The sequence below is a fragment of the Pseudoalteromonas sp. NZS71 genome, from assembly GCF_015864715.1.
GTDB lineage: Bacteria > Pseudomonadota > Gammaproteobacteria > Enterobacterales > Alteromonadaceae > Pseudoalteromonas > Pseudoalteromonas arctica.
Genome location: NZ_JADYWS010000033.1, coordinates 1 through 20,741, shown reverse-complemented (window position 1 = coordinate 20,741; position 20,741 = coordinate 1). Strand labels below are relative to the sequence as shown.

The 20,741-nt window shown below is 36.1% G+C and carries 19 protein-coding genes; 16 read left to right on the top strand and 3 right to left on the bottom strand.

What is annotated here, in order from left to right:
* Positions 1 to 60: 60 nt before the first annotated feature.
* A complete protein-coding gene (locus I6E85_RS18050; protein WP_197237214.1) occupies positions 61 to 1,755 on the top strand; it encodes an NAD-dependent malic enzyme in 1,695 nt (564 codons plus the stop codon).
* A gap of 154 nt (positions 1,756 to 1,909) precedes the next feature.
* Positions 1,910 to 2,635 carry an SIMPL domain-containing protein gene (locus I6E85_RS18045; protein WP_024589382.1) on the top strand — a complete coding sequence of 242 codons (726 nt, stop codon included), beginning with the start codon at positions 1,910 to 1,912 and terminating at the stop codon, positions 2,633 to 2,635.
* Positions 2,636 to 2,638: 3 nt separating this feature from the next.
* Here the strand turns inward: I6E85_RS18045 and I6E85_RS18040 are convergent, their stop codons facing one another.
* Positions 2,639 to 3,991, bottom strand: coding sequence for a DUF2254 domain-containing protein (locus I6E85_RS18040; RefSeq protein WP_024589381.1), 1,353 nt, complete (start codon positions 3,989 to 3,991; stop codon positions 2,639 to 2,641).
* 153 nt (positions 3,992 to 4,144) lie between these two features.
* On the opposite strand from I6E85_RS18040, the gene I6E85_RS18035 reads away from it, so the two are divergent.
* The 14 genes from I6E85_RS18035 (at position 4,145) to I6E85_RS17970 (ending at position 19,009) form a co-directional block, all read left to right on the top strand.
* Positions 4,145 to 4,516, top strand: a complete 372-nt coding sequence (locus tag I6E85_RS18035; RefSeq protein ID WP_024589380.1) for an MAPEG family protein — start codon at positions 4,145 to 4,147, stop codon at positions 4,514 to 4,516.
* 14 nt (positions 4,517 to 4,530) lie between these two features.
* Complete coding sequence (locus I6E85_RS18030; RefSeq protein WP_101163108.1) at positions 4,531 to 5,163, top strand: sulfotransferase; 633 nt, start codon at positions 4,531 to 4,533, stop codon at positions 5,161 to 5,163.
* A 47-nt stretch (positions 5,164 to 5,210) separates the two neighbouring features.
* Complete coding sequence (locus tag I6E85_RS18025) at positions 5,211 to 5,783, top strand: tRNA-(ms[2]io[6]A)-hydroxylase (protein WP_007586685.1); 573 nt, start codon at positions 5,211 to 5,213, stop codon at positions 5,781 to 5,783.
* A 211-nt stretch (positions 5,784 to 5,994) separates the two neighbouring features.
* Positions 5,995 to 7,914, top strand: a complete 1,920-nt coding sequence (locus tag I6E85_RS18020; RefSeq protein ID WP_024589378.1) for a pilus assembly protein N-terminal domain-containing protein — start codon at positions 5,995 to 5,997, stop codon at positions 7,912 to 7,914.
* Positions 7,911 to 8,588 (top strand): lipopolysaccharide assembly protein LapB, encoded by a 678-nt coding sequence (locus tag I6E85_RS18015; protein ID WP_024589377.1) that lies wholly within the window; start codon positions 7,911 to 7,913, stop codon positions 8,586 to 8,588. The genes I6E85_RS18020 and I6E85_RS18015 overlap by 4 nt, the downstream gene beginning before the upstream one ends.
* Before the next feature lie 374 nt (positions 8,589 to 8,962).
* Positions 8,963 to 9,352: a hypothetical protein gene (locus I6E85_RS18010; protein ID WP_024589376.1), complete on the top strand. Its 390-nt coding sequence runs from the start codon at positions 8,963 to 8,965 to the stop codon at positions 9,350 to 9,352.
* 98 nt (positions 9,353 to 9,450) lie between these two features.
* Positions 9,451 to 10,218: a hypothetical protein gene (locus I6E85_RS18005; protein WP_024589375.1), complete on the top strand. Its 768-nt coding sequence runs from the start codon at positions 9,451 to 9,453 to the stop codon at positions 10,216 to 10,218.
* A 6-nt stretch (positions 10,219 to 10,224) separates the two neighbouring features.
* Positions 10,225 to 11,523, top strand: coding sequence for a CpaF family protein (locus I6E85_RS18000; protein ID WP_024589374.1), 1,299 nt, complete (start codon positions 10,225 to 10,227; stop codon positions 11,521 to 11,523).
* The gene (locus tag I6E85_RS17995) at positions 11,516 to 12,391 is read left to right on the top strand and encodes a type II secretion system F family protein (RefSeq protein ID WP_024589373.1); all 876 of its coding nucleotides are present in this window, start codon (positions 11,516 to 11,518) and stop codon (positions 12,389 to 12,391) included. The genes I6E85_RS18000 and I6E85_RS17995 overlap by 8 nt, the downstream gene beginning before the upstream one ends.
* Positions 12,388 to 13,203 carry a type II secretion system F family protein gene (locus I6E85_RS17990; RefSeq protein WP_024589372.1) on the top strand — a complete coding sequence of 272 codons (816 nt, stop codon included), beginning with the start codon at positions 12,388 to 12,390 and terminating at the stop codon, positions 13,201 to 13,203. Before I6E85_RS17995 ends, I6E85_RS17990 begins: the two co-directional genes overlap by 4 nt.
* A gap of 9 nt (positions 13,204 to 13,212) precedes the next feature.
* Complete coding sequence (locus I6E85_RS17985; protein ID WP_024589371.1) at positions 13,213 to 14,379, top strand: hypothetical protein; 1,167 nt, start codon at positions 13,213 to 13,215, stop codon at positions 14,377 to 14,379.
* Positions 14,376 to 17,261, top strand: coding sequence for a hybrid sensor histidine kinase/response regulator (locus tag I6E85_RS17980; protein ID WP_197237213.1), 2,886 nt, complete (start codon positions 14,376 to 14,378; stop codon positions 17,259 to 17,261). Before I6E85_RS17985 ends, I6E85_RS17980 begins: the two co-directional genes overlap by 4 nt.
* Positions 17,262 to 17,298: 37 nt before the next feature.
* Entirely contained in the window at positions 17,299 to 17,724 is a 426-nt protein-coding gene (locus tag I6E85_RS17975) for a response regulator (RefSeq protein ID WP_010552799.1), read from the top strand.
* Positions 17,725 to 18,184: 460 nt separating this feature from the next.
* Positions 18,185 to 19,009 carry an alpha/beta fold hydrolase gene (locus tag I6E85_RS17970; RefSeq protein WP_197237212.1) on the top strand — a complete coding sequence of 275 codons (825 nt, stop codon included), beginning with the start codon at positions 18,185 to 18,187 and terminating at the stop codon, positions 19,007 to 19,009.
* Between the two features lie 215 nt (positions 19,010 to 19,224).
* Here I6E85_RS17970 and I6E85_RS17965 read toward each other — a convergent pair whose 3' ends face one another.
* Together I6E85_RS17965 and I6E85_RS17960 are read right to left on the bottom strand one after the other, a co-directional pair.
* The gene (locus I6E85_RS17965; RefSeq protein WP_197237211.1) at positions 19,225 to 19,926 is read right to left on the bottom strand and encodes a hypothetical protein; all 702 of its coding nucleotides are present in this window, start codon (positions 19,924 to 19,926) and stop codon (positions 19,225 to 19,227) included.
* A gap of 106 nt (positions 19,927 to 20,032) precedes the next feature.
* Positions 20,033 to 20,554 carry a hypothetical protein gene (locus tag I6E85_RS17960; RefSeq protein ID WP_197237210.1) on the bottom strand — a complete coding sequence of 174 codons (522 nt, stop codon included), beginning with the start codon at positions 20,552 to 20,554 and terminating at the stop codon, positions 20,033 to 20,035.
* Between the last annotated feature and the right edge of the window lie 187 nt (positions 20,555 to 20,741).

Here is a 20,741-nt window from a genome sequence, read left to right as displayed (position 1 = left end):
TAAACCTCTAACACTGATAATGACAGATCATAACTTAAGACTCCGTTAAAGCCTGGAAATATGACAACTAATACTGATCCTAACTACTTATATATTCATCATTCTGGCCCTGGCCTAATTGAAACACCGCTATTAAATAAAGGCAGCGCCTTTAGTAAAAAAGAACGCGAAAATTTCAATCTTGCTGGTTTACTTCCTCCTCGCTTTGAAACAATAGAAGAGCAAGTTGAGCGTTGTTATCAGCAGTATTCTAGCTTTACCGACAACCTTAATAAGCATATTTACTTACGTGCGATTCAAGATAACAACGAAACACTTTACTACCGTTTAGTGCGTGACCACCTTGAAGAAATGATGCCAATCATTTACACGCCTACAGTTGGTGACGCTTGTGAAAAATTCTCAGACATTTATCGCAGCGCACGTGGCTTATTTATTTCGTATGAAGATCGTTACCAAATTGACGACATTTTACGCAACGCTACCAAAGGTAAAGTAAAAGTTATTGTTGTAACCGATGGCGAGCGTATTTTAGGCCTAGGCGATCAGGGTATTGGTGGCATGGGTATCCCAATTGGTAAATTGTCACTTTACACTGCGTGTGGTGGTATAAGCCCAGCATACACATTGCCTGTAATGCTTGATGTGGGTACTAATAACGAAAAGCTTTTAAACGACCCTATGTACATGGGTGCACGCCATAAGCGTATTGCTCAAGACGAATACGATGAGTTTTTAGATTTATTCATTAAAGCGGTTAAACGTCGCTGGCCAAATGTATTACTTCAGTTTGAAGATTTTGCACAGCCAAATGCAATGCCGTTACTTAAGCGCTACCGCAATGAAATTTGTAGCTTTAACGATGACATTCAAGGTACTGCGGCTGTAACGGTCGGTTCTTTACTTGCTGCGTGTCGCGTTAAAAATTCAACCCTAAGCCAACAAAAAGTAGTTTTTGTGGGTGCAGGCTCTGCTGGTTGTGGTATTGCTGAGCAAATTATTAGCCAAATGGTTTTTGAAGGTATTACAGAAGCTCAAGCGCGTAGCCAAGTATTTATGGTTGACCGTTTTGGCCTGCTTTCAGAGGGTATGGAAGGCTTACGCGATTTCCAACAAGCACTTGCACAACCGCAAGGCTCGTTAAGTGATTGGACTTACAGCGGTGAATACGCATCACTTCTTGATGTTATGAACTGTGCACAACCAGACATTTTAATTGGTGTTTCAGGCCAACCTGGTTTATTTACTGAGCAAGCTATTCGTGCAATGCACGCAGGTTGTGAGCAGCCAATTATTTTCCCATTGAGTAATCCATCTAAGCAGGTAGAAGCGCATCCTGCTGATGTTATTAAATGGACAGATGGCAAGGCACTTGTTGCAACAGGTAGCCCGTTTGATCCGGTTGAACACAACGGTGAAATTTTCCCAATCCCACAATGTAACAATAGCTATATTTTTCCTGGTATTGGTTTAGGGGTTATTGCCGCTAAAGCGACACGCATTACAGATGCTATGTTAAGTGTGTCTAGCGAAATGCTTGCAGAGTCGTCGCCGCGTGCAAACATAGGTAAAGGTAGTTTATTACCAGCCCTAACTGAAATTGAAACGCTAAGTAAGCGTATTGCATTTGCCATTGCTAAAAAAGCAATCGAAGAGGGCGTTGCTCTTGAGATTACTGATGATGCGTTATGGGCAGCAATCGACAAAAATTACTGGTTACCAAAATACCGTAACTATAAACGTTGTAGTGTTTAATAACGTTTATACGTAATTAAAAGTAAATGGTGTAATAGCATTAATTACAACGCTTAACAAAAAACAGGCAATGGCCTGTTTTTTTGTGCTTGTTCATATTTAATTAACCACGTACGGTGTTTACTTGTTTTTACATAATTAAAGGATCGACTTAATGAAAACACTGACTTTTGTTTTAGGTGGTGCACTGGCTTTAAACGTACTTAGTTTTGATGCACTCGCGGCAGCGACTCCCGATGCTCCTCATATTTATGTTAAGGGCGAAGCGACTCTTACTACAATGCCAGATTACGTACAGCTTAGCGTAGGTATTACTGAAGTTGATAAAGACTTAATTGCTGCTAAAAATAAAACCGACTTAACCATCGCCAAGGCAATTAAGCTCGTAAAAGAAATTGGTGTTAAAGAGGGAGATATAAACGCCGGACAAATTTCAATAAACCGTGATAGCCAATACAACCGCACTACCGGTAATCAAGAATTTAAAGGCTTTAAGGTTTCTCGTACATTAACTGTAAAACTTAGCGATATAAATAAATACCCTGAGTTACTACAAAGCTTAGTTAACAACGGTATTAACGAAATTAATCAAACGCAATTTTTAGCAAGTAACTACAACGAGCTGCATAAAAAAGCGCAAAAGTTAGCAATTAAAGACGCACGGGATGCAGCAAAAGAGTTTAGTGAAGATTATGGCGTTGATTTAAAAGGGTTGTACAGCGCGTCACTAAGTCCACTCAATGTGCAGTCGCAACCTTATATGCGCACAGAAAAAGTAATGATGGCTGATAGCGCACCAAGTAACTATGTACCTGATGCCTACCATGCTGGAGAGATTAAAGTAACAGCCTCAAGCTACGCTGTGTACTACATAGATTAAACTTTATTTTTGGTGGTGCTCAAAACGTGCCACCAACTTCTCACCTTGCTCTTGGCTAATACGCGCTATTGAGTTGAGCATATTAGTCACTTCGCGTCTGTCGTATTCATTAGTTACATGTTCATTTATGTCATCAACAATCGCATTTAAATAGTTAAATAAACTGTTGCGTGCATCGGTATCTTTATGGGCAACAAACAAAATATTTTTAAATGCCTCAAGCACGTTTGTCATTACGTATGCATCGCCTTTGGCGTAATTACGCAGCGGTGTAAAGTTGTCGTGTAATAACTCATCAAAGCTTGTTTCATGAAGGTACAACAATGGGGCATTATCACTGTGCTTAAACGAGTAGTTAATATCGTTAATTGACAGCCGTTGAATAAGTAAAATACTCAGCATATCAATTGATTTAACCGCAGTACCTGGATCGTTTATGCCCGGGCTCATTGCCTTAACTGCAATTTCTGATATTTGCGTTAACCCATAACGGTAATGATCGCTAATGTACTCTTCTATATAAAAAATAAAGCAGTCGAGAATTTTATTTATCAGCTCTTCATCGTTCGCTATATCTTTATTACATTTTAAAAACGGATAGCCTTTAACTGTAAAATAGCCCTGGTTTACAGATATATACACCTTTATATCTTGCTCTGCCAAAATGGCACACAGCTTATCGGTATGTACGCCTTTATAATACCCTTCTGTTTTACTGCTAACCGAATGCCATTTGCTAAAGTCTGGAAAGTCTTCTACTGGGTTCTCTTGTTGTCTTTGTATTATTGTTTTAATTTCGTTTTTAGTTTGGCTAAACAAGCCATTTAATACGTTATCAACCTGAATGGCGCGAGAGATTGAATGTATAAAAAATACAAACAAACCTAATGAAATCAGGCCAAAAATAAGTGCAAACAACACACCAATTGAAGGAATTGCCGTACTGCCACCATCAAGCTTATTAATATTTATAAGCATAATAATAGAGTAAATTATGCTGCCTAAATAAAACCCCAAAACCATTTGGTGTGATTTACGCGTAATAAGCCCAGGCACTACGCGGGGCGATAAACTCGCACTGGCCGAATTTAAAACAACCATAACCATAGAAAAACTAAAAACAGTTAGCGAAATAATACTCCCTGCTAAGGTGCTTAAAATAGTACGCGCGTTTTCGGCGCTATCAACAAGTACAACCGATATAAACGATTTTAGCTGCTCAATAGGGGCTAAATATTCAACCGACATAGTTATAATGGCAAATACTAAAAAGCCCACTGAAAGCATAGAAGGGTAAAAGCCAATACTGTTAATCATTTCACGGTAACTGTCGGCTACTTTGCGAGGTACAAACATAAAATCCTTATGTATTTTTCTACTTACTTAATACCCTTAGCTTAGCATAGGCATTTATTAAACTTCTGATAATGCTGCTCAAATTTATATGTTATTATCACGCCCACAATAATAAAGCGCATGCTTATGCGATAAAAATAACAGGAAAACGCCGTGATCATTTCAACTTATGCTGCATTACTTGCATTCTTTTACATTTATTTGAGCTTTAACGTAATAAAAGTGCGCCGCGCGGAGCAGATATCACTTGGTGATAATGGTAACGCAACGCTGCAACGTGCTGTGCGTGCCCACGCTAACTTTATGGAGTACGTGCCAATTGCTTTAATTTTACTTTTTTTGGCAGAATACCAAGGGATTGCTAGCCATTACTGTCATATATTAGGTGGTGCGTTATTAATAGGGCGTGTGTTTCAAAATATAGGCATAGTAGAAAAAAGCCTGAAATATCGCCAAATTGGTACTATTACTACATTTTTAGTGATTATTGTTAGCGCCTTTGTATTGCTAGTGACACGTGGCTAATTAAAGAAAAGTTAATGAGCAAAATATTTATAATAGGTTTACCGCGTACCGGCACAACGAGTGTGTGCCACGCATTTTTAGAGCTTGGTATTACAACGGCGCATACCGCGTATACTAATGCTTGTTTTGAAAATGCTAACGCGATTGCCGACACTCCCATATTTAATGACTTTAAAGCGCTTGATATTCATTACCCACACTCTAAGTTTATTTATTTAGAGCGCGAACTTGGTGCATGGCTTGTATCAATAAAACAGCTTTTAACGCGTATGCACACTAATTTAACCCGTGCAGACGGGGGCTTTAATATTCATATAAAACGCTGTTATTTAAATACGTTTAGTGAGCTTTCGCTTAATAATATTAGCGACGATAGTTACTTAGCTCACTGCTATAAAAAACATTTTAATGATGCTCAAACGTACTTTAATAACCGCGACAACGATTTTTTATCCATTGATATAGCAAAGCCTGATAGCTATAAAAAGTTATGCGATTTTTTAGCATTAAAAAGTGATAAAACTGATTTTGAAAAAATGAATATGGGCGGCAAAGTCACCGCGTGGAACGATATTAAACACCCGTTAAAAGTTGAATCTACGGCTAAAGGACGGATAGATAAATTACTGCCTTACAAGATTTTTTAAAACAAATACGTTAAAATCCCCGCATTATTATTTAAGTTGTACAGAACATGTTTGAATTAAAATACCACACCCCATTTGAATGGACCGAAGTTGTCCTTGCTGACTTTAATACTTTTTTACAAGATCATGCCGCTGCTGAAAAAAAAGCATCGGGTATGGCTATGTCTATGCTTTCGCATTACCCAGACAAACGTAAATTAGTAAAAGCCATGACCGATTTAGCACTAGAAGAATTAATACACTTTAAACAAGTGCTTAAGTTACTTTTAGAGCGCGATGTAAACTTAGGTGACGACAAAAAAGATCCGTACATAAAACAAATACGTGCACTATTTAGACACGGTCGTGATGGTTTTTTAATGGACCGATTACTAGTAGGTGGTGTCATTGAAGCACGTGGCCACGAGCGTTTTTCTTTAGTTGCACAAGCACTTCCTGAGGGTAAAGAAAAAGACTTTTATGTTGCTATTGCTAAGTCAGAAGAAAAACATAAAAACCTATTTGTAGAACTCGCTTACGAATACTTTGAAAAAGAAGAAGTTGATGTTCGTCTAGAAGAGCTGCTTATAGCTGAAGCTAAAATTTGTGAAAGCATTCCGTTTACAGCCGCTTTGCATTAATTAATACCAGTGCAGAGCGTATTTACATGCTCTGTGCTTACCCCTTTTAAGCTTATTCCTTTATTAATCCCTGTGTGAATCATTGATTTGCAATTTGCGAATCAAAATAATAAAAAACACGTTCATACATCTTAATCCATTGATTATAAAAACAAAAACCTTTGGCCTCATACTTGCTACCTATATAGTAAGCAAATTGAGGGAAAGGCTTATGTTAAAATTTATTTTTATACTATTACTAATATCTTTTACCGCTATGGGCAGTGAAAGTCATTTAGATTATATAGAAAATGCAAATGGTGAGCGGGTACAAAAAGTATCGCACTTGGTTAAATGGACGCATACTCGCTTTGTGTTTACCCGTGATATTTCGCGTATAGCACTAGGCCACGAAACAACGCTTGATGTGAACGTGGTTAATGGTCGCGAGCTACTAATTTTAGCTAAAAAGTTAGGCCGTACATCTATGATGGTGTGGTACGACGATAAAAGCTCTGAAACATTTTTACTTGGCGTAACCGAAGACTACAGCGTACTAGAAAATGCCTTAAACGATATTCACCCTGACGTGCAGTTAACCATAGCACCTGATCGCCATGCTGTTGTATTACGTGGTGAAGTACCTACTATAAATTATCGTCATGCCGCTTATGAAGCTGCAAAAAACTACCTTTATGCCAGTAGCTCACAAGCATCACAACCCGTTATCACCTCAAATCCTAACCAAGGTATGTTTAATTCACTTGCTCAACGCTTGCAAGGCTTGGGTAACGCAAACGGCGGCAGCTCTCAAAACTCGAGTAAAGTCGCTATTATTAATTTAATAAAAGTAACTCAAGCACCCAAGCCAAAAGAAGAGCGTATTAGCGAAGTGATTAAATCAATGGGCGCAGATAAAGTGACCATTAAACGCATCTCGGTTGATGAGTTATCAAATGACGACAACGATGTGTTTTTACTTTCCGGCTCTGTAAAAAACCAGATAGAGCTAGTGCGCTTATTAAATACAATTAATAAATTATTCGAACCAGAGCAAGCATTACAAACTCAGGGCTCTCCTCTTGATCCTAATAATTTAATGGGCGGCGCAACGCAGGATAAAAGTTCAGGTATTGAAGTACTTGCCAACGAGTCAGGCGGTTTAATAAATGATGCTACCTCAGGATTAAATTTAAGTAATGTGAGTTCTAATATTGCAAGAGCAACGTTGCTGTCAGTGGCTGGCGGTAAAGTTTTGTCGAGTATTGAAGTTGAAGATTTACCGCAAGTGCGTGTATCGGTGCAGCTATACGAAGTAAATCAACGTAGGTTAAAGCAATGGCGCCCAGATATTAGCGTGCTCTCTAATGGATATGAAAAAGAAGCGGGTTTATTTGGCCGTGACGGTATGACTGAACGCGAATCAGGCTCTGCAACAATAGAAAATGCGCTGCAATTAATTGGCGGTCAATTAACTAATAACTTACAGCTTTCTACCTCACAGTTTGCCATTGATATGTTATTTTCATTACTTGAACAAGAAGGTATTTCTCGAACGCTTTCTCGCCCTACAATCACGGTTTTAGCCGGTGAAAGTGCCGTGTTTAAAGTCGGTGGTGAAGTACCTGTACCTACAAGTTATAGCCCATCTGGCATTACAAGCGGTCAGCAAGGTAGTAGTGGGTCGGTGTTTAGCGGTACAGAATTTAAATCATTCGGAGTTGAATTAAATGTACGCGCCATGGTTGACGACAAAGATAGAATAACACTTGATCTAAACCCAGTAATTTCATTACCCGATACCACGTTAACTGCCGAAATTGCACAAAGCACAGGCAGCAGTTTAAACAGTAGTGCATTTAATACACGCAGCATGCAAACGTCAACGCGTTTAAAAGATGGTCAGCCTCTTATTATTGGTGGCTTAATTAGCACCGATAACAATGCAAGCCACGACTTTGTACCTGATGGCAACGGCAATAGCATGCTAGGCAAGTTAAGTGAAACAACCAGCAAAAGTGAAAACAACCGCGAGCTTATAATTGTTGTAACTCCAAATCTGGTGCGTGAACCAATTAACACATTACGTTCGTGGGAACAGGCAAATATAGACACACAGGTACTTAGCTATATACAGGAGCAAGGGCTATGAAAATATTTTATATTATTTTACTGCTTACTTTATCGGGTTGCGCTCATATTGATTACAAGCCAACAGTAAATCCTTACAACGCGTTGGGTGACATAGTAAAAAAATACCAATTAAATGCCCAACCATTAAAGTGTGAAGGTATAAATGCAAGTAACTGTTTAAACCTAGTGCATGAGGTGAATCAGTTAATGCTTGAACACCCCGATAACACGGCAATACTGTCGATATCGGCCTACGTACTTTATAAAAGTGGCCGTGCTAATCAATCTCAACAAGTTATAAACACATTACTGAATAAAGCTAATCCACCATTAAATGCAATTACTTTAGGGGTTACGTTAGCAATAGAGCAAGGTAATTTAGCTAAAGCAAAAAGTATTGCTCAATACGGCGTTGATGTTTTTGGTACACATGCTTCACCATACCTGCAAATGGCCTCTATACATTATGCCCAGGGCAACTACGTTATAGCTTCAAACTACTTAGAGCTTTCGGTTAAGTTTGGTTTAAATAGTACCGCCTATTTTTACCATAAAGGGTTAATTGAAGAAGCTAATACCAATAATTTATTGGCCTGTGGCTACTATGAGCAAGTTTTACGTGTAGAACCCACGCATAAAAAAGCACTTGCTAGGCGCGGTAAACTCTCTGTTTTAGGTAATTGTTATTCTTAAGGCCTTCGGGCCTTTTTTTATACCTAAAATTTGGCATTATTAAGGAGCCAAAACCACTTTATTATTTATCAAAAATAGTAGTAGAGCTTACGCTAATCATACGTTTTATAAGTTACCCCACAAGACTGCTTCTAATATTTAACCCTTTTTGAATACCTATTAGTTTTAATAATTTAACAGAGCGTTTCTAACATTAAGTATCTAAAAATTATTTTTTAATATTGATTTGCATTTTGCAAATCAAAAGTAAAAACAGCTAAAGAATAAATAATCTAAACACACTAACCATATGTATTTAAAGGATTTAATTAGTTGGCATGGTCCTCGCTATATATAAAGTGAGCATAAGCTCTTCTAATTTAAAGGCTACGATTATGAAAACTATTAAACATAACTTAAATAGCAAAAAGCAAAAAGGTTTTGTACTAACGTCAGAGCTAATCATTCTTTCTACTTCAATGGTAGCGGCACTTGTAATTGGTTTATCTACATTACGTGACTCGGTAACCAGCGAACTTGAAGATGTAGCTGAAGCAATTGGCTCACTTGACCAAAGCTATGTATTTGACGGCATGATTAACGCCGAAGGCACAGCTGAAGTGTCTGGTTCTGGGTTTGTAGATTCAGTTGATGTGTACGCAGGCGATGGTAGTTCATTCACTTTTGTTGCATCAGACTTTAGTGAAAGTGCCGCACTTGTTAGTGCAACACCAAGTGGTGATGCTGCAACGCGTACAACGGCAGGCGGCTCACAAGGTAACTAACGCAAGGTACCCAATATAAGGCAAGCAGGTTTGAATACCAAGCTTAAGGCTCACTGCCACAAAAAGTGTGGCAGTGAAAGTTACTCTGGAGGAATATTATGAAAAGTAAAAGTAACAAAGGCGCAACCACTGCGGCTCTCATATTACTCATCACCTCTGGCATGTTAGCTTCGGCTTTGGGTATTAGACAGGTAAACGATGAAAATAGCGTAACAGCTTGGGTAGTAAACAAAAATATGTCTGCCGGCCAAACTGTAACCGTTCACGATGTAGAGCAAAAGAGTATAGATCCAAGTAACTATTCAAATATTGCACTGAGCGTTCAAAATCCGCGTGCATTAATAGGTCAAAAATTAGCAACTAATAAAATGGTTGAACAACCCTTATTCGACACCGATTTTATTAGAGAAAAAAGCCAAAATTTATCAGAAGCCATTCCGGCAGGGCGTGTTTTATATACTTTAAAACTAAACACCTTAGATATTCCGCTTTCGCGCATACACAAAGGTGACCGACTCGACATAGTCGCTAAAACTAATCGCTTAGTAAGAACAGTTGCCCGTGATGTACAGTTGATTGGTGTTTCAAAAGGTCCTAAATCGCAAGCCGCTAAAAGTGGCGTAATGGATAATTTAGCTAAAGAGTCTAACTCCGCTGCGGGCGGTGTTTCATTAGTCCTTGCGGTACTTCCAAAAGATGTTTATTCGTTGGCGGGTATAGATAACGCCGACAAAGTTTCAATTATTGTGCATAGCGCTTATGACATTGAACAAGGTCGTTTGCAAAACTTTTCACGCTTACAAACCAGTCGCACAATCGAAGTGGTTAAAGGCGTTAAAAATGAAGCTGTATATGTAGCTAAGTGAGTTTTTATGTTTAATTTATCAAGCAAACATGAAGAAGTTCAAACCAGTTTAAGTACCTTTGAAGAGCTTAAAAAGCTATTGCACGATGCCGTTATCGAAGAGTACGAACAAGAACCAACCGCGCTTTTATCAAGTAATGTTCTCGAAAAAATCTCTGCATTGTGCAGTGAAATTCCACAATTTAATCAATCTTCATTTAATCAATACCAACAAGAGCAGGTTGTTCAGGCTGTATTTGATGAAATTCAGGGTCTGGGTCCTATTGCACAGTTTATGCTGGACGATCAGGTTAGTGATATTTTAATAAACGACACGCAAGATATATGGATTGATAAACAAGGCAAACTACTTTGCACTGCCAGTAAGTTTGATGACGAACGCCATTTACGCCGATTTGTTGATCGCTTACTTGATGGCTGTGGTCGACAAGTCAATGCGCTTATGCCAATTGTTGATGGCAAACTAAAAGATGGTAGCCGTGTTCATATTATTGTACCGCCTGCGTGTACCAGCGCCGCGATTGTATCGATTCGTAAGTTTAATCATAAAAAAATAAACGATGACTTTTTAGTTAATAATCATTTTTTAGATAAAAACATCTTATCGTTTTTAAAAAGTGCAGTTAAAACAGGCGTTAATATTTTAGTGTGTGGCAATGCGGGGGCTGGTAAAACGTCATTATTAAACGTACTTGCCAACTCAATTAATCCAAATGAACGTGTTGTAACCATTGAAGAAAGCGCTGAGCTTAATTTGCATCACAACCATGTTGTGCAATTGGAAGCCCACGACACAAACAGCGATGGTAAAGGTGCAGTAAGCCTAAGAGATTTAGTAAAAGCAGCCCTTAGAATGCGCGCAGATAGAATACTTGTTGGAGAGGTACGCTCTGGCGAAGTAATCGATATGCTCCAAGCAATGAACTGTGGTCACCAAGGTTCGATGACGACCATACATGCTAACAGCGCAAATGATGCCGTTATTCGTTTATCTACCTTAGTGCAATTACACAATGCACAACTGAGCGATACCCATACAAGTTCGCTAATCGCGTCGAGTATTCAACTTATAGTGCATGTTTCTCGCTCAACTAATGGCACCCGAACTCTAAAAAGTATTGGTGAAATTAAGCGTGTTAATGGCGGCGCACATTTTAGCCCGCTATATAGTATTAACGAAGCAGAGCCTGTACAAAGTGAGTTAATAAATACCTCGAGTGTTATTGAGTTTATGAAAGGCCAAGGGGCAAATGCACAAGAATTAAAAGCATTACTGCACAATAACCCGGAGGCTAACAATGACTAAACTTGATTATTTATTAGCTATAGCGGCGGTTATAACCTTTGTACTTGCAACTAGTGTGTTGGTTTCTTTGTATGCTAAAAATAAAAGCAGCCAAGGCACTAAAAAAGTAGATATTTTAGAAGAAAAAGACGTCCTTACTTTGTCACTACGAGTGCTAGGCTTAAACATAAGTAACGCCTGGTTTATAAGCATGGCGTGCTCGCTCTCTAGTAGCTCATGGTTTTTAGCTAAATTATATTACCCAGAGGCATCAACCAGCGCGTTTATTATTTCAATCGTGGTTTTTGTAACCTGTTTTATAACTGTGATTGACTTGGCTCATTATAAATTAGCAAAATTTGAGCATCATTTTTTAGAATTTATTGAAACCGTACAATCGTGTTTAAGCACAGGGTTATCGCTACAGCAATCAATGCAGTTTGCTGATGAACATGCAGACCCATATATAAAAAAACAAAGCACCTTACTAATACAACGCATGAGCATGGGTAGTGATGCCGAAACGTCGTTTGCCCCTTTAATTGAAAGATACAACTGCGAAACCGTAAGATTGTTTGCTCATAGCATCATTACACATACACAAAGCCAGTGTGATTTAACCGATATGCTAAAAAGCGTATGCAACATGATGTCGCTTCGGACCCTCGACCGCCAACAGCTAAAAGCTAAGCTTTCGGGTACTAAGTACGCTGCTGTATTTAGTGGTTTTTTACCTTACGCACTAATTCCTTTATTTAGCTATACCGATCCAACCTGGTTTGAACCATTATTAAACGATCCTAATGGGATTGCATTTATAACGGTTGCGCTTCTTTGTCAGCTATTTGGTTTTTTATGGCTACGCCTTAGCTTAAGGGTAACATTATGATTGATATACTTTTACTTATCGGACTTTTAGTAAGTATGGGCTCATTTATCCATATTCATAGGCAATCTCTTAAAGTCGAATTAGATAAACCCGATACTAAAAACATTAATTGGTATCCGCTAATCATCATCTCTAAACGTCAACTAAGACAAGCAGGGATTCAAATTAATAAAATATTAATAAGCCTGTACTGCTTCAAAGTGGCTGCTACTTTTAGTGCATTTACGGTTATAGAACTAACAGGTTATGAGCTGAGCCAATCGATTAAATTATTACTGTGTTTTATGTGTTTTTTTGCACCCGAATGCTGGTTTTTATTACGTAAAAATCAACGTAAAACCGTTATAAATAATAGCTTAGAGTTTTTTTTACGGGTGTTACTGGTTTACATGCGCGCTGGATTTTCACTAGAGCGCTCATTTGCACTGGCGGTTGATCATGGATTAAGTCAAAAACACCCATTATACAAAGAGCTAAAGTTATTTTTATTCGAACTAAGCGCAGGTAAAGATCGTGAATTTGCATTTAATTCACTTTTTGAACGAACTGGCGTATTAGGAATTAAAAAACTCGCCAACTTAATGTTAATAGGGTCAAAACTTGGTACGCCACTTATCCAAGCAGTAGAGGCTCAACTTGAAGGCCTAGCTCTAAAAAAGAACATTTTACTCGCTAAAAAAGTAAACAAAAAAGCGATGCACACAACCTTTCCCATTATCTTAATTTGTTTTCCGATGTTTTTGGTATTGGTGTTTTTTCCCGCAGCATTACAAGTAATGAACGTACTTAAAATGCTTGTAGAAGTGTTATAGGAGCCTGATATGAAAAAGCATTATCAACAAGGGTACATACTTACTATTGAGCTTATATTAATTATAACTATTTTAATTATTGGCTCAATTGGTGGGGTGATTTTAGTAAGGGATGCCCTTATTAAGCGCCACCAAACTAAGGTAGATAATCAAATTACTGTAGTTGATGCTAATAATAGACCACTCGGTATTGCAGTAAGTTTTGATGAGCATCAAGCACCACTCATTTTTTATACAGACCGTGGAGCAAACAACACGTACAGGGCATTAATAGGCATAAGAGATGATAGGTTTACCTCGCGAGAAGCTGTTTATTACGATGCTCCAAATTGCCAAGGTAACCCGTGTTTAAAGGGCTTAAGCGATGAAGCAACCGACAGCCAAGGTGTCAGCAAGTTAAATAATACCGGTAATGTAAGTTATATAAATGCGCTGCAGCAAGGTCCAAATTATGCAATAGGGCAGTTAGGTAACACCGTTATTGGTCAGTTATTAAAAAGTACGCCACAACAATGCCCTGCTAATAGTGAACAAATTCTATCTCGTTATGTATCGCAAAAAGTAGTAACAGGCTCACCTTGTGAAAGCTTTGAAATAGATAAACAACCGGCCGACAGCAGTTGTTTAGTTGGAGTAACAGCTTTAGGAAATCCACTTTTAGGTACAAGCGATCAAGGTTTATCGCAATCGTGTGATACATGCCAAACAGGGTACGAATCGCAAGGTGACATACTTGATTTATATTTACCTCAGGTAGAACCGCTTTTAAATACAGCCCTTAATGCACTTTCATTAGTAGGTATAGGCACAAACGTTGATATAGAGCTTGGTACAATATGCTGCCCAGAAGGTACACGCTTAGAAGAAGATGAAAACATTGTAGAGACACTCGTCTTCACTATTTTACAAACTACATTTGAGCTGGTCGGGATCGATTTAGTAAATAACCTTATCATTAGTGAAACACTGAGCTTAATAGGAATTGAGCCAGGCATTACATATTGCAAAACATCACTTAATTTAGTTAATGCAGAACAAGTAATTAATATCACCACAGGCGAACCTGCACTTAGTAGCTTAACACCACCATTTAAAGTTTTACTGCCCGTACATAGCGGCCAAAACAGTACAACGTGGATACATACTCCCCCAAAAGGGGAAGGAGAACGTCAATGAACGCCTCAAATATATTTACCTCACATTCTAATTTAGCAGATACACCAACTGATGAAATATCAACAGAAATTAAAGAAACGCTAACGCTACTAAAACAGTTTTATGACGTTGCAATTGTTAAATTTATCGATTTTAGAGAAGTTTATTCAGAGCAGTTAATAACCTGCAGCGATAAAGAAAGCGTCGAAAATGAGTTATTAAGCTATCAAAAACGCTGCACACAAGAAAAACTATATTTATTTGAAGATACTTTTTTTGATGATGTATCAAACAACACTCACAAATTAATTCGTTTTTATGCACAATATCCAATTTATAGTGTCACTAATAAATTGATAGGCGTAGTGCTGATGGCCGATTTAGCACCTAAAACATTAATAGGTTCACAAAAAGATCAGTTTATTTCATTTGCTCAATTATTGCAGACACAGTTAAATAAAAATTCAGATTCAGTAAGTAATCAAAGTACTAATCCTGAGAAAAAGAATTATGGGGAAAAGTATATTCATGTATTTAGTTTAGCACCCGTCGCATTCTTAATTGCATTAGTATTATGCTCATTCACTGCATTACTTCTTTATACTATAGAAAAAAAGGAGCTGCAAAGTAATTACAATGAACAAACTCAGCAATTACGTAAAACGTTATTTAATGCTTTAGAGCGATTTGATAATCAAGGATTATATATATCGCAAAAAGATTTAGTTATCGCAGGTTTTTTACAAAGCCAAAATAGCTATACAAAAGAACAACTTAATAATTTAGTGCAGAGTCAGGTTTCACAAAGCTTAACTTATAAAGGGTATGTTGTGTTTGATTCTGAGTATAACCAGCTTGCACTTTGGTCAAAAAATAATTTTGATTTAGCCGCGTATGGGTTTAAAAATTGGTTAGAAAAATTTAATAAAAGAGCGAATAAACAGGCAGTAGAAGTATTTACGGTTGCTGATACGGCCTTCTTGATTTCTGAAATAAAAATAAAACAAGGCTCTATTTATACACTTACAGCATTTGATTTAAGTAAGTTTTTAAAAGCCGTTATTGGTAAATTAAACACTGAAAATTATAACGTTTTTATAGCAACACCACAGTTTACTTTAGGAAAACAAGGAGAAGTAAACCCGAGTATAATTAAAAATAGTATTAGCGCTTTAAGCAGTCGTTTTCCTCCTACTTGGCGCTTGCATGTGCAACCAATGAATAAAATAGTACGACCAAAAATAACTAAATACAGTTTAATTAGATTAGGGTTAATCTCTTTTTGTGTATTCGCGTTTGTGTATTATTTTTTACGTTTGCCAAGGCGTTTACACAGTGAAATAAAACAAAAAAATCAGTTAATACTCAATAGAGAAGAGCTTTTTTCAAGTTCTCTGGATGCATTGCCGCATGGGTTTGCTATTTTTAATAGCCACGAATTTCCTGTGATTACCAACAATGCTTTTAATCTTTTATTTGCACAGGTGAATAAACAAAACAGTCAGCTATCGTATAGCCAGCTGATAAGTATTGCGCAGCAGCATAATATTATAAATCACTACCATGAACATCATAAGCTTGATGATGACCGTAACCAATTAATAGATATAGGTTTTACAGACGGGAAGTGGATAACTGTATTACAAAGACATACAGATTTTAATGGTTTCGTTTGCTACTTTAGAGATGATACAGAGGCACATCAAAAAGAATGTTTACTCGCTGATGTTCTCGAAAAATCAAAACAGACAAATCAATTAAAAGAAAAATTTGTTACAAGGCTTAGTCGTCAGTTAAAAACGCCTTTATCATCTTTAAAGTCATTAGTTGAAATATCTAAAGATCCAATAAGCCTTAACGAATTTAAAAACAATGTGGGGAATATTTCTGATGCATGCGACCAGCTCGAAAGTGTAATTCAACAACTCGTAAATATAAATAAATCGGAAATAGGTAAGTTAAAGCTTCAGGCCAAAAACGTAAACCTAAATCAAATGATCAATAATAACATGTCGATTTTAGCTAAAGAGGCTGAAAATAAAAGAATCGCTCTTAAAAATAATATTACGCCTGAATTAACGGTCGCAAGCGATGAAAAGTTAATTTCTCAATTGGTTATTCAATTAGTGACTGAGGTTTTGGATTCATCAAATAATACAACGCTTTCAATTAACGCTCAGATTAAAAATGAAAGTAAACGTAATTACTTATACCTCGATTTTTCATTAAGTAATTTGATCGACAGTAGTAACTTTATAACTGAGCTTAAAAGTATATCGGGTGATGATATAACGCGCTTTATAGATGATAAAGACGTGTCATTAGAGTTAAAGTTTTTTATTTCAATATTTAAAATGTTAGGTGGTAAAGCGATAACTGTAAGTAGTAACGCGAATAAGTCAACGATATCACTTTCTATGTTGGTCAACATAGCAACCAAACAAGGTAAAGGTAAAGACAACGAGCAAGAAGTACCAAGTAGCTCGTTAACAAATAATGATTTAGTAAAAGCTAGTTTAGTAACTAACAAACACCAAAACACGCTATTACTGGTTGATGACGATCCTCTTGTTGAGATTGTAATTAGAGCGATGCTAAAAAATGAGAATATTAAAATAGATTACGCGCGCAGTGCAATAGAAGCGATGTTGATGGTATCGCAAAACAGTTACGACATTATTTTAATGGACATAGTAATGCCAGAATTGTCGGGAACTGACGCTATGTTAAAAATTAAAAAACACAGTGACAATTTGAAAACTAAAATAATTGCGCATACATCGACACCCGATACAGATTCAAAATACGTTAACCAGGGCTTTGATGACATGCTATTAAAACCAGTAAAACAAGGTGTATTAATAAACCAAATAACACGCATTTTAAAAGATAAGTCGTTATAAATTAGCGTATATTACTGGAACAGTAATGAGGTAAAACATGAAAAACACTATTGAAAATATGGCTGAAGTTATCGAGTTTAAAGTAACGCCAATAAATAAAACTAAACGACTGCTTTTAGTAGATGATGACTTGCTAATAGAAATAGTAATTAGAAAAATGCTTAACGAAGAAAATATTTTAATAGATTTCGCATCAAGTGCTATAGAGGCGCTACTTATGGTTTCTCAAAATATTTACGATATTATTTTAATGGATATAGTAATGCCGCAATTTACAGGCACCGACGCAATGCTGAAAATAAGGAAGCATGCTGACGCATCAGCAACAAAAATTATCGCTCATACATTTAGTGAAAACGAAAATAGTGATAACAAGTATGTGAAGCTTGGGTTTAACGGCCTGTTATTGAAGCCAGTTAAGCAAAGTGTATTAATAGAAAATATTAGATATTTTTTGGAATGATAAATAGAAACAGTAGGGCGGTTAACTATTTTTTATTTATAGCTTACTAAAAAATTAAATTATAATTTTTTAAAGCACTAATGTTTATTAGTGCTTTTGTGTATATGAACCTTTAATTTATTTAAATTTATAAAAATCCTTTAATAAGAATAATTATTTCAAATTATTCCTTCAAAGTATTAAAAACTACGCTTTTGTAATTGTTGCATGTATACGAGTCATCGTTTCACACTTCTTAAAGCGGTTTGATAATCACAATTATTAAACACTGCAATATTATAAAGTCAGTAAATTTATTTTGCCTAGAGCCCACGTATCACAGGGGTTTAACTTTTAAAACATTAAGATTTTTTAATAACTAATAAATACTCATCTTGGGATGGAATTTGCTTTATAAGGCTATATTCTAATTTTATAGTTTACTAAACATTATAATTTTTAAAATTAACGAGGCACAAGCATGAGCAAAACACAGTACGTTACAGTAGAAGGTCATCAAATTGCTTATCAAGAAATGGGACAAGGAACACCTTTATTATTGATACACGGAATACCAACCAATAAATTTTTATGGCGAAATGTGATGCCAAAACTTGCATCACAACATCGAGTAATAGCGCCTGATTTACTAAACTTTGGTGAATCTGATATGCCAATTAACACCGATGTATCTATAAATGCGCAATGTAGAATAATGTGTAAGTTTATAGAAGAGCTCGGTATTTCTAAAGTTAATATTGCTGCACATGATATTGGTGGTGGTGTTGCTCAATTAATGGCTGTAAATCATCCGGATAAAGTAAACGGGTTGGTTTTAATTGATAGTGTATGTTTTGACTCTTGGCCAATACCAGAATTTGAACCTTTGCTAGAACCAGGTGTAGAAGAAAAAACAACTGTAGCTGAATTTGTGGATACATTAAGAGATTTCATGCCCAAAGGTGTTTACGACTCGAGCGTAATGACTGAAGAGTTGATGAAAATATACTTAGCACCATGGAGTAATGAAAAAGGAAAAGCCGCTTTATTTAGTAACATGCGTAGGCTCAATAAAGAATATACCGAAGCTATTACAGGCGATCTTAAAAGCTTACCTCATGAAACACTCATAATATGGGGTAAAGAAGACAAGTTTCAAAAGCCAAAGTATGCGCCAATGTTAGAAGAAGCAATTCCAAATTCATCATTGATTTGGATAGATAAAGCCGCTCATTGGGTTATTGATGAACATCCAGATAAAGTGTCTGAGCTTATTAGTGAATTTATGAATAATAAAACATTCTAGTGAATTACTAGGTTTATTAAAAAACTATTTGTTTCAATACGTTAAGTTTGATTGGGTAAAGTGGCGAATAGGCAATCATTGTAATACCGCTTGATTATATTAATAACCAAGCGGTATTTTTATAAACACATCTTAATTAAAGTTTCAAAAAAAACTAAAGTATTCCTTCAGTTTTATCAAGGAGAAAAGCTATGAATAGTATAAAAATGTAAAACTTATGATGTCATTGCATCCCATAACTGTAAATAATCAGCGCTGTTTAATTTTAGAAAAGTAAGTATTAAAGCGCATGTAGATAGAACATATGGTCCTAACAAGTCTAGCTCTTCTCTATATTTTGCAATAGATTCAATCATATATTTCATTTCGAAAAAGTGTAACTTTATTAGATCTTTGAGTTTCCATTCATCATTAAATTTATTTAATGATATTGTTTCTTCTAATAACTCAGAGCCATCATGATCTGAGTATTCTTTTAGGTAAACTATTTTCCTGCAGTATAGTCCGTCAGTTAGATACTTAGCATCTTTGATACCTGGTTCATCCTCACCTGATAGATAAATAGCTTTGCCTAATAGCCCAGTAACTTGTTCTTGCTGATGGTTGTATCGAAATATATTAGAGTTTTTTAACATCCTTTCGGCTCTTAAATTAAACAACTCTTCATGGAATTCATGTGCGTAACTGTAATAGCGGATAAGCATGTAGACAACAGCAATAAGTAGAAAGATGCTTAAGCCATTTTGATTTGTAAATACAATTTTAAAAATGAAAGTATTTGCTTCTTTAAATTCAGCACCTGTAAATTGTATAGCTAATAATAGAATAGATAATGTGGTTAGTATTTTTCTTTTCGAAACTAACCCTAAATTGTCATCTAAATTTTTTCTATATTTTTTTAATAAATCATTGCTCATCTTAACTTCCTTATTGATAGTAGATATATATAAAAGCTTTCATATAAATTTATAATTAGAAGCTTATAACCCCCTTAAAGGATGATAAACCTCCCATGAGTCCTTACTAAACTTTAACATGAACAATAAGATTTTTTTTAAAAGATTCAATATTTTCATTAACTTTGCTTTTTAATTCAAAAATTTCATCCGAGTATACTTTTCGTAAATCATAAGCTTGGTGATGATAGTTCTGTATCTGGCAAGACATTATCTTTACAGTTAAGTCTTGTATAGACCTTAGTAAATCTAATCTAATAATTTCCATATCAGGGAAATACATATTAATAAGCATTTCCAACTCTATTAGAGGTGGTAATTCTGGGACATCGTCTAATTTATATGGAGTTTTAGCATGTAAAAATTTAATGATTTTCCCCACATCGCTAGTTATATCTTTGTCTATTATAATCAAAAGCTTATATATTTTTTCTATTCTTGCTCTGATTCTATTTTCTCTAGCTAGTAACTCATCTTTATCTTTATTGAATTTTGAGGTTGCAAAAGCAGCAATAAAAGCAATAAACCCTCCAATCATAGTACCTACGATTGGAAGATATTGCGTTGTCGATATTACTTCAGCAGGCATAAATATCCTTAAAGTGATTACCTGATTTTATAAGGTCAGATATCAACACTAGTTTGTAAATTTCACCCGTTTAAAGTCATAACTACAAGAGAATCATAATTTTTATTGTATGTAGTGGTACAGTAATTTTGGCCACCCATTAAGAAAGAAATGTTATGCTGATAAGCATACAAATTTGGGTGAAAAA